The sequence below is a fragment of the Streptomyces sp. NPDC002701 genome (assembly GCF_042889045.1).
In the GTDB taxonomy this organism is placed as follows: Bacteria; Actinomycetota; Actinomycetes; order Streptomycetales; family Streptomycetaceae; genus Streptomyces.
Genome location: NZ_JBIAQL010000007.1, coordinates 362379 through 374110, shown reverse-complemented (window position 1 = coordinate 374110; position 11732 = coordinate 362379). Strand labels below are relative to the sequence as shown.

The following is an 11732-nucleotide window of genomic DNA, read 5'->3' as shown; positions in this document are numbered from 1 at the left end:
GGGCCAGCGTGCTGTGGGCACTCCTGCGCGACAACCGGGTCTTCACCCCCGAGCTGCCGGTCGCGCAAGCGGCTTGACTTCATCATTGAGACTCCCCGGGACGTGGACTCGGTCTGCGCCCATGCTCCGACGGCGGCCGGTGCCCGGTCCTGAGTACGGGTACTCAGCGCGGACCGTGCGGGCAGCTCAGACGGATCCCGGGGCGGGGGAGGGATCGGTCAGTCGAGGACCGCGGTCGCCTCGATCTCCACCAGGTGTTCGGGTACGTCCAGGGCCGCCACGCCGATCAGTGAGGCGGGCGCCATCGGGGTGACCCCCAGGTGCGCGGCCGCCCTGGCGATCCCCTCCAGGAACAGGGGCATCTTGTCGGGGGTCCAGTCCACGACGTAGGCGGTCAGCTTCGCCACGTCGTCGAAGGACCCGCCCACCCCGGCCAGGGCGGTGCCGACGTTGAGGTAGGCCCGCTCGACCTGGGCGGTGAGGTCGCCCTCGCCGACCGTGACGCCGTCGGCGTCCCAGGCGACCTGCCCGGCGACGTGCACGAGTCGTGACCCGGTGGCGACGGACACCTGCCGGTACACGTCGATCTTGGGCAGTCCTTCGGGGTTCACCAGGGTGATGGCCATGTCGTCCGCCTCGTTCTCGTCCTCGTGCGAGTCCGTGGGTCCGCTTCCGTGGAACCAGTGCGAACTCGCTCTCCTGTGGTTACTGGATAACCGTAGGAGAGTGTGCGCTGACATGGAAGAACGCACTTTTCGGTGACTGGGGAACCTTCTGGTGACCGCTTCTGGTCACGCGCCGGGGTTCAGCCACGGCAGCGGATCGGTGTAGTACCCGTCGAGCACCACCTCGAAGTGCAGATGCGGCCCGGTGGACAGACCGGTGGAGCCGACCAGGCCGACCGGTGCCCCGGCGTCCACCGCCTGCCCCACGGAGACCTGGAGCGACAGCAGATGGCTGTACGTGGTCTCCAGCCGTTTGCCGTCGATGGTGCCGTGGTCGATCACCACGCGGTTGCCGTACGCCTTGGTCATCGCGGCGAACACGACCCGGCCCTTCGACGCGGCGGCGACCTGGGACCCCTGCGGCGAGGAGAAGTCGACCCCGGTGTGGAGTCCGGTCAGCCCGGTCAGGGGGTGCTGGCGTGATCCGTAGGGCGAGGTGACGGTGAGGTCGTTCACGGGCGCGGCCAGGACGGCGCCCGGCACCTGGTTCACGGTGCCGCCGGAACTCTCCCCGTCGACCGAACCGTAGCGCGAGGACAGCGACTTCACCTCGGTGATGTACGCCTCCGCCTCGGCGGGCACCCGCCCCGCCTCGACCACCGCGTCCGTGCCCGACGCGTACGCGGCGAGGGTGAGGTCCACCAGGTCCCCGGTGACGACCCCCTCGGTCCTGAGGGCGGTCACCTTCTCGGCGAGGGCGCAGTCCTGCCGCCCGAGCGCCATCATGGCGTCCGCCGGATCGCGGGGCGAGGAGCGCCCGTTGCCGTCGTCGTCCTTGCCCCAGGTCCGCCATCCGGCGTCCGTGAACGCGGCGATGCCCTTCTCGCCGGACAGCGTTCCGGCGTCGTTGCTCCAGCCGGAGAGCCGGTCGATCTGGGCGGCGAGCACGGACGGCTCGATGACCGTGCAGTCCGAGACCGCCTTGCGCAGCCAGGGCACGTACGAGGCGTCGACGCGGGTCGTGGCGGCCTGGGCGGGACCGGGCCCCTCGGGCCAGGCGGAGGACAGACCGCCCGTCGCCGCGAGGAAACCGGCCACGCCCATCGATGCCAGCAGTCCCGGCAGGACGAGCAGGGTGAACGGGCCCGGACGGCGGGCGCGCTTCGCGGTGTTCCGTGCCGGTGGTGCTTCGGTCGCGCCGTCGCCGGCCGTTGCCGGGCCGGCCGGTGTGGGCCCGGTTTCGGTGACCCCGGCCGCCCGGGTCCGGCCCGCCGCAGGGTCGTGCGCTGTCGTGCCCGTTGTCCCCGTCTCGTCCGACCGGTCGTCGGTCACCGGTGGACCCCCCGGACGCCGGCGCGGGTCGTGATGCTCACGCGCACGACGCTAGCGCGCGGGCCCCCGGGCATCACGAGGCGTCGAGGCACAGGAGTGTGCCCGAACGGGCAGCTCCCGCGTCCCGCCTGCCCGGCTGGACGAGCGCGGCGAGGTCAGCGTGCCGACGCGCCGGTCAGGTCGTCCAGTTCGGCGCCGAAGAGCAGCGCGGGGTCGAACCCCATCCCGGCGAAGTGGCCCGCCAGTTCCAGGGAGAGGGCGCCGTGCAGCCGGGTCCAGAAGGTCAGGGCCCGGTGCAGGACGGCGGACTCGGCGGGGTGGCCGTCCGCCCACCGCCGGTGCTGGTCGAGATGGGTGTGGAACGGCGCCGCCGGGGTGTCCGGGGGCAGTGCGGCACAGGCGTCGAGCAGGGTCGCCATGATCTCGCGCGCGATCGCGGTCACGTCGTCGGGCGCGTGGTAGCCGGGGACGGGTGTGCCGTAGATCAGGAAGTAGCGCTGGGGGTCGTGCAGGGCCCAGTCGCGCAGGGCGTGCGCCAGCGCGCGCAGGTCGGGGCCGGACGCGGCGGCGGAGCGGAACGTGTCGGCGAGGCTGCGGTAGGCGTCCCGGATGAGCTCGGTGATCAGTTCGTCCCGGCCGGCGAAGTAACGGTAGAGCGCGGGTCCGCTCATGCCCATCCGTTTGGCGATCGCGTTGAGGGAGAGCGCGGAGGCCCCCGCGGTGGCCAGCTGCTCCCAGGCGTGCTCCTTGATCTCCGCACGCACCTGGGCGCGATAGCGCTCGCGCGGGGTCCCGGTGCCCGTGTCCGCCATGGCCTGCCGCCTTTCCGTACCAGCGTCTCTACAGCATCGAGAATTAGTTAGAGGCTATCACGCAAGCTATTGACTCCATCCTTCGCGATGCGTTACAACTTCTAACGAACGCAAGAAGCAGTCAGTCGCCACCCAGCGCACCGGAGGTCGTCGTGAACGCCGAAGCACTCGTCGAGGTCGTACTGCCCGGCAAGGTGGAGCCGGAAGGACTCCAGATCCGCCACGGAGCCGTCCCCGTGGCCGGCCCGGGCCAGGCCGTCATCCGGATGGAGGCGACCGGAGTCTCCTTCGCCGAACAGCAGATGCGCCGCGGTCGCTACTACGACCAGCCCGCGTTCCCCTTCGTGCCCGGCTACGACCTGGTCGGGACGGTGCTGGCGACCGGCGAGGGCGTCGAGCCGGGCCTGCTCGGAACCCGGGTGGCCGCCCTGGTCAAGGTCGGCGGCTGGGCCAGCCACGTGCTCGTCGACGCGGCGGACCTGGTGCCGGTGCCCGACGGGATCGAAGCGGCGCAGGCGGAGACCCTGGTGGTCAACGGCATCACCGCCTGGCAGATGCTGCACCGCAGGGCCCGGGTCCGCGCCGGACAGACCGTCCTGGTGCACGGCGCCAACGGCGGTGTCGGCTCGGTACTGGTCCAGCTCGCCCGCGCCGCGGGCGCGCAGGTGATCGGCACGGCCTCCGCACGCCACCACGAGGCGCTGCGCGACAAGGGCGTCACCCCCGTCGACTACCGCTCGGGGGACGTCGCCGCCCGGGTGCGCGAACTCGCCCCCGCCGGAGTGGACGCCGTCTTCGACCACGTCGGCGGCCGGGGCATCGCCGACTCCTGGAAGCTCCTCGCGCCCGGCGGGACGCTGGTCTCCTACGGCAGCGCCGCCACCCGCGACGACGAGGGTTCCAAGCAGTGGCCCGTGCTCAAGCTGCTCGGCCGGGTGTGGCTGTGGAACGCGCTGCCCAACCGCCGCCACGCCTGCTTCTACAACGTCTGGGCCGGCCGCGCCCTGGCCAGGAACCGGTTCCGGGCCCGGCTGCGCGACGACCTCACCCAGGTCTTCGCCGCCTTCCAGCGAGGGGACGTCACGGCCCAGATCGCCGCCCGGCTCCCGCTGGCCCGCGCCGCCGAGGCCCTGCGCCTGGCCGAATCCGGCACGGTCGCCGGCAAGATCGTACTGAACCCGTAGGCCGGGTCCGCGCTCTGCGGGCCCCCGGCGCACCGAAGCGGGACAGGGGACCGCCGACGACATCAACTCCCCGTGTCCCGACGGGTGTTCGGATGTGGAAGGCTGCCGCCGTGACTATCGATCATCTGACGACACTGCACGGCCTGCCCGTCCACGACTTCCCGGCCGAGGGGGAGGAGAGCGGGCCGCCGCCCCCGGCGGGCGAGGTCGCCTGGAGGCTGTCCCGCAACCCGCTGCGGGCCGACGAGGAGCCCTTCGAGACCTGCTGGCACCGCTTCCTGGACACCGTGGACCCCGCACAGGTCCGGGCCCTGGTCCTCGGCATGGGGGCCTACGGGAGCGAGGACGACGTGGGTGACCCCGCGGGAACGACCGACCGGCTCGTGGCCGCCGCCGGCCGCCTCACCGGCCTCGAAGCCCTCTACCTCGCCGACCTCACCTTCGAGGAGGCCGAGCTGTCCTGGATCGTGCAGGGTGACATCACCCCGGTCCTGTCCGCCTACCCCCGTCTCCTGGAGCTCGGCGTACGCGGCTCGAACGGCGGCGACGGAGAGCCGGGGCTGCGGCTGTCACCCCTGCGCCACGAACACCTGCGCACCCTCCGCCTGGAGAACGGCGGCCTGCCCGGCGAGGTGACCCGGAGCCTGGCCGCCAGCGACCTGCCCGCTCTGCGCCGCCTGGACCTGTGGCTGGGTGAGGAGTACTACGGGTGCAGCACCACGCTTGCCGACCTGGCTCCGCTGCTCGACGGCGACCGCCTGCCCGCCCTGCGCCACCTCGGGCTGCAGAACAGCGAGATGCAGGACGAGATCGCCGCCGCGGTCGCCGGCGCTCCCGTCGTCGCGCGGCTCGCCTTCCTGCACCTCGGCCTCGGCACCCTGAGCGACGTCGGAGCCGAGGCGCTCCTCGGCGGCCAGCCCCTCACCCACCTCCAGGAGCTGGACCTCCACCACCACTTCCTCTCGGAACCGATGATGCGGCGCCTGCGCGAGGCCCTGGAACCGGCCGGGGTGAAGGTCGTCCTGGACGGCCGGGAGCAACCCCGCGAGGACGAACGCCGGTACGTCGCAGCGGGGGAGTGAGCACCGGACCGCACAGGGGTCAGTGACGCCGCTTGTGCGCGAGGGTGATCCCGTCGGCCATGGAGAGCATGGACACGTCGACCCGGTCGTCCTTGTGGAGGGTGTCGTTGACCTCGCGCACGCCCCGGGTGTCGGCGTCCTGCGCGCCGGGGTCGATGACCCGCCCCGACCACAGGGTGTTGTCGAGGACGATCAGCCCGCCGGGTCTGGTGAGGACGAGGGACCGCTCGTAGTAGTACGGGTAGTTCGCCTTGTCCGCGTCGATGAACACGAGGTCGAACGAGGCGGGGCCGCGTTCGGCGAGCAGGGTCTCCAGGGTCCGCGTGGCATCGCCGAGGCGCAGGTCGATGCGCGCGGACACGCCGGCCTGATCCCAGGCCCGGCGTGCCATGGCGGTCCACTCCTCGCTGATGTCACAGGTGACGAGCCGTCCGCCGGGCGGCAGCGCGCGGGCCATGGCCAGGGCGCTGTACCCGGTGAAGGTGCCGATCTCCAGCACCTGCCGCGCGCCGGTGAGTTGCACCAGCAGCGCGAGGAACTGGGCCTCCTCGGGCAGGATCTGCATGATGCGGTCGGGCAGCGCGGCGGTGTCGTCGCGCAGTTCGCGCAGGACCGCGTCCTCACGCAGGGAGATGTCCCTGACGTAGTCCAGCAGGGCGGGGGTCAGGTCGATCTGGTCACGCATACGGGTTCCTCGCGGTTCGGGTGTCCGAGGGGGCCGGGTCGTCCGAGGTGCCGGAAGGGGCGGGGTGCCCCGTCCCCCGGGCGGCGGCCGGACCGTAGCGGCGGACGCCGGTGGTGGTCTCGTAGGGGAGGCCCGCGGACGCCTGCACGAGTTCCATCTGCATGCCCCAGGGGGTGCGGAAGTAGATCCACCGGTTGCCCGCGATCGGGCCGTCCGGGACGGTACGGGCCTCGCCGAGCAACTGGACCCCGGGCTGCCGGCGCAGGTACTCCACGGCGGCGTCGATGTCGGTGACGTGGATGGCCAGGTGATGGCCGCCCCAGTCACTGTTGGCCGGCAGCGTCCGGTTCTGGTCCGGGGCGTCGTACTCGAAGAGTTCGAGGTTGGTCACCGGGCCGAGACGCAGCATGGCGATGTGCGCGACCGCCCCGGGGTGTACGCCGAGCCAGCGGTGCATCCGGTCGCCGTGCGGGTCCTGGACCGGCCCCTCGCGGTAGATCAGCTCGGCGCCCGCCACCTCGGTGAAGAAGGCCACGGCCTGTTCGAGGTCGGGGACCGTGTAGGCGACGTGGTCCACGTTGGTGGCGCCCGGGATGCCCGGACGCCGGTTGGGGCGGGGAGCCGGCACCGCCGGCGGTGCCGTCGCGGTCATGAGGCGACGGGCAGACGCGGCGGCATCGCCGCGGTGAGGTGGCGGGGGGCGACGGCGACCAGGACGAGTCGCATCCCGTCGGCTCCGGCGCGCAGGACCGCGCCGCTGTTCAGGGGGCAGACGGCGAGGGCGCCCCGGCGCAGTGCGCCGGTCGTGCCGTCGACGTCGACGAGGTGTCCGCCGCCGTCGGCGACGAACCAGATCTCCTCGGTCCCGCCGCGCCCGCGCGGGCCGATCTCGGCGCCGGGTGCCAGCCGGAGATGGTCGACCGCCTCGGTCTCGGAGAAGAAGAAGCCCCGCCGTGCCAGGGAGCGGCTCGCGGTGTGCGCGGCCCCGTCCCGGAAGGTGCGCGTGGACTCGTCCACGCCGGTGACGATCACCGGGTGCCCGCCGAGGGCACGTCGAGGTCCGCGTGGAAGTAGCGCAGCGGCCCGGTGCCCGCGGCGACCGTCATCGTCCCGCCGAGCGGCAGGGTGACGGCGGTGTCGGCCACCAGGTCCACCGTCGTGGTACCGGCCCGCACGGTGCCGCCGCCCTCGACGACGAACAGCGTGTGCTCGCGGTCGGCCGCGGACAGGGTCTCGGTCCGGCCGGCCTCCAGGGTGACGAGGCGGGCCCGGCGCAGCGGTCCGGTCAGCAGGCTGGTGAGGTCGACCTCCCGGCAGGCGGCGAGATCGATGATGGTGGCGGTCATGAGGTCCTCTCGAGAACGGGCGCGGACGCCGGTGCGGGTACGGAGACGGGTTCGGCGCCGGAGCCGACCAGCGCACGGGCGGTGGCGGGTCCGAAGACCTCGATGACGATCCAGTTGAGGTCCCCGTCACCGAGGTTGCGGAACTGGTGGCGCGTACCGAGGCCGTTGACGACCAGATGGCCGGGGCGGACGCGGTACGGCACGTCGTCGAGGACGATCTCGCCCTCGCCCTGCAGGACGAAGTACAGCTCCTCGGTGCGGGTGTGCCGGTGTTCCCCGCAGACCGCGCCGGGTGGCAGGGACGCCCACTCGATGGCCTCCCAGGTCCCGGCCAGGCCCATCCGGCGGGCCAGGCACTTCCAGCGGGCGACGTCCGCGCCGCCGTGCATCGCGTGCACGGCGGAAGCGCCGCGGACGTCGGCGACGAGCAGTTCGTCAGGCATGGCTGTTCCCTCTTTCGCGTAGGAAGGCTGCGGCGGACCGCACTTCGTCGCCGGTCAGGTCGTTCACGAAGCGGACCGATCCGATGTCCGTGGGCAGCGGCAGCCGTTGGCGGCCGTCGCGGTGCCGGACCATGTCGGCGAGGGCCTGCTCCAGCAGGTCCGGCCGGCACGCGTCGTGGGTGACCGGAAGTCCGAGGGCCTCCGCCACGGCCAGCACGCGATCGCGCTGTCCCGTGGTGAGCAGCCCGCGGTCGCAGGCGATGACCGTGGTCAGCGCCATGTCGAGGGCCACGGCCTCGCCGTGCAGCAGCGCGGGGAGTACGCGCATCTCCAGGACCGGGCTGAAGGAGTGGCCGTAGTCGACGGCCCGTTCGAGCCGGTCCTCCCACAGGTTCGGTTCGAGTTCGGCGAGCATGCCGCCGATCGCGCGGCGCAGTGTCTCGTCCGCCGCGTACGCGCCCTGCGGGGAGGCGCCCTGGAAGCGCTCGGCGCGCAGCAGGGGGCCGTGGGCCTCCAGCAGGTCGAACAGGGGCCGGTCCAGGACCAGCGCGATCTTCAGGATCTCCGCCAGGCCGTTGGAGAGGTGACGAGGCGGCAGGGACGCCAGGAACGCGGGGTCGACGAGGGTGCACCGCGGGGGGAAGTAGCTGCCCAGGCGGTTCTTGCTCCCGCCGTGGTTGACGCCGGTCTTGGCGCCGATCCCCGCGTCGACCAGGCCGATCAGCGTGGTGGGGACCCGGACGTGGGGCAGCCCCCGGCGATAGGTGCTGCAGGCGAATCCGACGATGTCGGTCAGCACGCCTCCGCCGACGGCGACGACCGGTTCCCGCCGGCGCGGGATGCCGTGGGAGTCCAGGGTGTCCACGACCCGCAGCACCGCCTCGACGGTCTTGTTCTGCTCGCCGGGGTCCAGCACCAGCCACCGGACGTCGATCCCGTGGGCCAGGAAATACGCCGACAGCCGGTCCCCGTAGAGCCGTTGGACCGTCCGCTCGGTGACGACACAGCGTCGTGCCGGCGGTGCGAGGACCGGGTCGGTGCCCGCGTGGGCGAGGGTGTCGTTCGCGGGGTCCAGGAGGTCGCTGGTGAGGACGACGTCGTACTCGACGGCCTGTTCGGCGCGTACGGCCCAGGTGGTGCGCTGGGCCGGGAGCGGTCTGGGCAGGGTGACGGTCCGTCGGGTGCTCGAGTCCCGCGGGCTTCTGGGTGCTTCGGGCATGGAGACAGGACCCTTTCGCTTCCGACTCGAGAACCGGGCGGCCACCAGGGCGTTCACGCCTGGTCGGTCCGGTGCGACGTAGATTACATGGCGTGATGTGTCTGCGACACTCCGTCACCGGCGGGCGGGTCGTTGTGATAGAACCCCCGGAGTCCCGCCCGCGAGACCGAGATGAGCATGGCGCCACCCGTGACCTCCCCCGCTGCCCACCCGTCCGCGTACGACGTCCTGATCGTCGGGGGTGGCTCCGCCGGCGCGGTCCTGGCCGCCCGGCTGAGCGAGGACCCCGGCCGCAGCGTGCTCCTGACCGAGGCCGGTCCCGCCCACGCCCCGCACGGACTGCCGGCCCGCCTCCTGCGCGACGGCGTCTACGAGGGCGATCCCGCCCTCCTGTGGGAGACCCCTCCCGCGGACTCCCAACTGACCGGCCACGCACACTCGGTGGTGCGGGCGAAGGTCATCGGGGGCGGATCGGCCGTCAACGCGGGGGTGGCCATGCGGGCTCTGCCGTCCGACTTCCGCCGCTGGGCACGCGGTGGACTGACCGGCTGGGGCTACGAGGACGTCCTGCCCCACTACCGGCGACTGGAATCGGACGACTGCTCCGGCACGGACGACCCCGCCCTGCACGGCCACGACGGTCCCGTACGCATCACCCGCGTCTCCCCCGAGGACCTCACCCCGGCCCATCGCGCCTTCGGCCGCGCCTGCGCCGAGCTGGGGTTCGACACCGTCGACGACCTCAACGCCCCGCACGGCGGCGGACTCGGGCACGTCCCGCTCAGCCTCGTCGGCGGCGTCCGGCAGAGCACCGGCCTGGTCTACCTCCACCGGGCGGCACGCGCCCGCCCCAACCTGCACATCAGGGGCGGGACCACCATCGACAGACTCGCCTTCGACCGGCGGGGCCGCACCATCGGCGCGCACACCGCCGACGGCACCCTGCTGCGGGCCACCGAGACCGTGCTGTCCGCGGGGGCGGCCGGCAGCCCGGCGATCCTGCTGCGCTCCGGCATCGGACCCGCGGACGAGCTCGGGCGCCTGGGCATCGGGAGCGTCGCCGACCTGCCGGTGGGCCGCCGGCTGCGGGAACACCCGTGCGCCTACCTGCTGTTCGCCGCGTCGGCCGAGCGGCTCGGCGCGACCACGCCCCCGGTGTCCGTCCTGCTGACGGCCCGGAGCTCACTCGCCCCGGCCGGCGAACCGGACCTGCACCTCGCCCCCAGCCACCTCGTACGGTCCACCGCCTACCCGCACGGCAGCGGGCTCGGCCTGCTGCTCTCGGTGGCCCGCCCCGCCCCGAACCCGACGCCCACGGCACGCTACGCCTGGCCGGCACCGACCCCGCCGTACCGCCCCGGCTCCGCCTCGGCCTGCTCGACCGTCCCAGGGACCTGCGCAAGATGACCGAAGCGCTGGCCCTCGGACGGGAGTTGGCCGCCACCGCCCCGATGCGGGCACTGGGCCTCACCGAGACCGCTCCCGGACCCGGCCGCACGACGGACGCCGATGTGGCCGCGTACCTGCGCGCCCACGTCAGGCCGTACCCGCACCTGTGCGGCACCGCCCCGATGGGCCACGCGTCGGACGCCCACGCGGTCGTGGACTCCCGCGGACGGGTGCGGGGGGTGCCGGGGCTGCGGGTGGCCGACGCGTCCATCCTGCCGGACGTGCCCTCCGTGGCCACCAACCTCACCGTGATCATGCTCGCCGAACTCATCGCCGACGCCATGGGCGGAGGCCGGGTCCCGTGAGCGGCCCGCTCAGGAGGAGGCGACGGCACCGGCCGGCGCCTCGCCGGTGTCCGGTTCCTGCGGCGGTTCGCTGAGCTGTTCGCGCAGGTAGTTCCAGAACACCGAGATCATCGCGGCGACCGGGACGGCGAGCAGGCTGCCCACGATGCCCGCGAGGCTCCCGCCGAGCGTCACCGCCAGCAGGATGACCGCGGCGTGCAGTCCGAGCCCGCGGCTCTGGATCATGGGCTGGAAGACGTTGCCCTCCAACTGCTGCACCACGATGATGATCGCCAGCACGATCAGCGCGTCCGTCAGGCCGTTGGACACCAGGGCGATGAGCACCGCGACGAAACCGGCGAACAGCGCGCCCACGATCGGCACGAACGCGGAGACGAACGTCAGAACCGCCAGCGGCAGCACGAGCGGCACGTCCACGATCCACAGACCGATGCCGATGAGGACGGCGTCGAGCAGGCCGACGGCCGCCTGCGAACGCACGAAGGACCCCAGGGTGTCCCAGGTGCGCGTGGCGAGAGCCGGCACGTCGGTGGCGAGCCGGCCGGGGAGCTGACGCTCGAGCCACGGCAGGAACCGCGGACCGTCCTTGAGGAAGAAGAACATCAGGAAGAGCGCGAGGACGGCCGTCACCACACCGTTGACCACGGTGCTCACCCCCGTGACGACCGTGGTGGTGATGGCGCCGGCGCTCTTCTGGACACGTTCGGTCGCGTCGTCGAGGGCGCTCGCGATCTGGTCCTCGCCGATGTTCAGCGGGGGACCGGCGGCCCAGTCACGCACCTTGTGGATGCCCTCGACCACCCCGTCGCCCAACTCACCGGACTGCGAGGCCACCGGCACCGCGATCAGCGCCACGACGGCCGAGGCGACCACGAGGAACAACAGGGTCACGACGGAGGCCGCCAGCGCGGGACGCCATCCGTGCCGGCGCAGGAAGCGGGCCACGGGCCAGGTCAGAGTGGTCAGCAGCAGACCCACTATGAGGGGCCACACCACGGACCACATCCGGCCGAGGAGCCAGAGAGTCACCGCGGTCATCACCAGAACCAGCAGCAACTCGACGGAAACGCGCGCCGACGCGCGCAGCGCGGCGCGGGATCTGGCGGAACTCAACGAGCTAGACATGCGATCACCTTAGGGGCACCTCACCCCTGCCTCGCGAACCCCTCCCGATCCGGCGGCGCCCAAGGGGTGTTGGACGCCGCCCCGC

At 72.8% G+C, this 11732-nt stretch carries 14 protein-coding genes; 4 read left to right on the top strand and 10 right to left on the bottom strand.

What is annotated here, in order from left to right:
• Positions 1-218: 218 nt before the first annotated feature.
• The 3 genes from ACFYXC_RS22080 to ACFYXC_RS22070 all read right to left on the bottom strand — a co-directional run bounded on the left by ACFYXC_RS22080 (position 219) and on the right by ACFYXC_RS22070 (position 2809).
• Entirely contained in the window at positions 219-626 is a 408-nt protein-coding gene (locus ACFYXC_RS22080) for a RidA family protein (RefSeq protein WP_388905912.1), read from the bottom strand.
• A gap of 165 nt (positions 627-791) precedes the next feature.
• On the bottom strand, positions 792-1997 hold the full coding sequence (locus tag ACFYXC_RS22075) for a M23 family metallopeptidase (protein ID WP_389553736.1): 1206 nt from the start codon (positions 1995-1997) through the stop codon (positions 792-794).
• Between the two features lie 155 nt (positions 1998-2152).
• A complete protein-coding gene (locus ACFYXC_RS22070) occupies positions 2153-2809 on the bottom strand; it encodes a TetR/AcrR family transcriptional regulator (RefSeq protein ID WP_389553735.1) in 657 nt (218 codons plus the stop codon).
• 152 nt (positions 2810-2961) lie between these two features.
• Here ACFYXC_RS22070 and ACFYXC_RS22065 point away from each other — a divergent pair, with 152 nt between their 5' ends.
• Entirely contained in the window at positions 2962-3993 is a 1032-nt protein-coding gene (locus tag ACFYXC_RS22065; protein WP_388905920.1) for a medium chain dehydrogenase/reductase family protein, read from the top strand.
• A 110-nt stretch (positions 3994-4103) separates the two neighbouring features.
• Positions 4104-5075: an STM4015 family protein gene (locus ACFYXC_RS22060; protein WP_389553734.1), complete on the top strand. Its 972-nt coding sequence runs from the start codon at positions 4104-4106 to the stop codon at positions 5073-5075.
• 19 nt (positions 5076-5094) lie between these two features.
• Here ACFYXC_RS22060 and ACFYXC_RS22055 read toward each other — a convergent pair whose 3' ends face one another.
• Genes ACFYXC_RS22055 through ACFYXC_RS22030 form a run of 6 tightly spaced genes read right to left on the bottom strand, consistent with a single transcriptional unit; the run spans position 5095 to position 8768 of the window.
• The gene (locus ACFYXC_RS22055) at positions 5095-5760 is read right to left on the bottom strand and encodes an O-methyltransferase (protein ID WP_388905925.1); all 666 of its coding nucleotides are present in this window, start codon (positions 5758-5760) and stop codon (positions 5095-5097) included.
• Positions 5753-6412 carry a VOC family protein gene (locus ACFYXC_RS22050; RefSeq protein WP_389553733.1) on the bottom strand — a complete coding sequence of 220 codons (660 nt, stop codon included), beginning with the start codon at positions 6410-6412 and terminating at the stop codon, positions 5753-5755. Before ACFYXC_RS22050 ends, ACFYXC_RS22055 begins: the two co-directional genes overlap by 8 nt.
• Entirely contained in the window at positions 6409-6777 is a 369-nt protein-coding gene (locus tag ACFYXC_RS22045) for a hypothetical protein (RefSeq protein WP_389553732.1), read from the bottom strand. Before ACFYXC_RS22045 ends, ACFYXC_RS22050 begins: the two co-directional genes overlap by 4 nt.
• Before the next feature lie 11 nt (positions 6778-6788).
• On the bottom strand, positions 6789-7106 hold the full coding sequence (locus ACFYXC_RS22040; RefSeq protein ID WP_389553731.1) for a hypothetical protein: 318 nt from the start codon (positions 7104-7106) through the stop codon (positions 6789-6791).
• Positions 7103-7549 carry a cupin domain-containing protein gene (locus ACFYXC_RS22035; RefSeq protein WP_388905934.1) on the bottom strand — a complete coding sequence of 149 codons (447 nt, stop codon included), beginning with the start codon at positions 7547-7549 and terminating at the stop codon, positions 7103-7105. The genes ACFYXC_RS22040 and ACFYXC_RS22035 overlap by 4 nt, the downstream gene beginning before the upstream one ends.
• Positions 7542-8768 (bottom strand): sedoheptulose 7-phosphate cyclase, encoded by a 1227-nt coding sequence (locus tag ACFYXC_RS22030; RefSeq protein WP_389553730.1) that lies wholly within the window; start codon positions 8766-8768, stop codon positions 7542-7544. The genes ACFYXC_RS22035 and ACFYXC_RS22030 overlap by 8 nt, the downstream gene beginning before the upstream one ends.
• 177 nt (positions 8769-8945) lie before the next feature.
• On the opposite strand from ACFYXC_RS22030, the gene ACFYXC_RS22025 reads away from it, so the two are divergent.
• Together ACFYXC_RS22025 and ACFYXC_RS22020 are read left to right on the top strand one after the other, a co-directional pair.
• Positions 8946-10175 (top strand): GMC family oxidoreductase, encoded by a 1230-nt coding sequence (locus tag ACFYXC_RS22025; RefSeq protein ID WP_389553729.1) that lies wholly within the window; start codon positions 8946-8948, stop codon positions 10173-10175.
• A complete protein-coding gene (locus tag ACFYXC_RS22020; RefSeq protein WP_389553751.1) occupies positions 10097-10522 on the top strand; it encodes a GMC oxidoreductase in 426 nt (141 codons plus the stop codon). The genes ACFYXC_RS22025 and ACFYXC_RS22020 overlap by 79 nt, the downstream gene beginning before the upstream one ends.
• Before the next feature lie 9 nt (positions 10523-10531).
• Here the strand turns inward: ACFYXC_RS22020 and ACFYXC_RS22015 are convergent, their stop codons facing one another.
• On the bottom strand, positions 10532-11647 hold the full coding sequence (locus ACFYXC_RS22015; RefSeq protein ID WP_389553728.1) for an AI-2E family transporter: 1116 nt from the start codon (positions 11645-11647) through the stop codon (positions 10532-10534).
• Positions 11648-11732 lie beyond the last annotated feature (85 nt).

Bases quoted from the DNA above. Each gene is read 5' to 3' on its own strand.
- ACFYXC_RS22050 (WP_389553733.1), bottom strand. From the start codon at position 6,412: ATGACCGCGACGGCACCGCCGGCGGTGCCGGCTCCCCGCCCCAACCGG.
- ACFYXC_RS22055 (WP_388905925.1), bottom strand. From the start codon at position 5,760: ATGCGTGACCAGATCGACCTGACCCCCGCCCTGCTGGACTACGTCAGG.
- ACFYXC_RS22040 (WP_389553731.1), bottom strand. From the start codon at position 7,106: ATGACCGCCACCATCATCGATCTCGCCGCCTGCCGGGAGGTCGACCTC.
- ACFYXC_RS22030 (WP_389553730.1), bottom strand. From the start codon at position 8,768: ATGCCCGAAGCACCCAGAAGCCCGCGGGACTCGAGCACCCGACGGACC.
- ACFYXC_RS22080 (WP_388905912.1), bottom strand. From the start codon at position 626: ATGGCCATCACCCTGGTGAACCCCGAAGGACTGCCCAAGATCGACGTG.
- ACFYXC_RS22015 (WP_389553728.1), bottom strand. From the start codon at position 11,647: ATGTCTAGCTCGTTGAGTTCCGCCAGATCCCGCGCCGCGCTGCGCGCG.
- ACFYXC_RS22070 (WP_389553735.1), bottom strand. From the start codon at position 2,809: ATGGCGGACACGGGCACCGGGACCCCGCGCGAGCGCTATCGCGCCCAG.
- ACFYXC_RS22035 (WP_388905934.1), bottom strand. From the start codon at position 7,549: ATGCCTGACGAACTGCTCGTCGCCGACGTCCGCGGCGCTTCCGCCGTG.
- ACFYXC_RS22025 (WP_389553729.1), top strand. From the start codon at position 8,946: ATGGCGCCACCCGTGACCTCCCCCGCTGCCCACCCGTCCGCGTACGAC.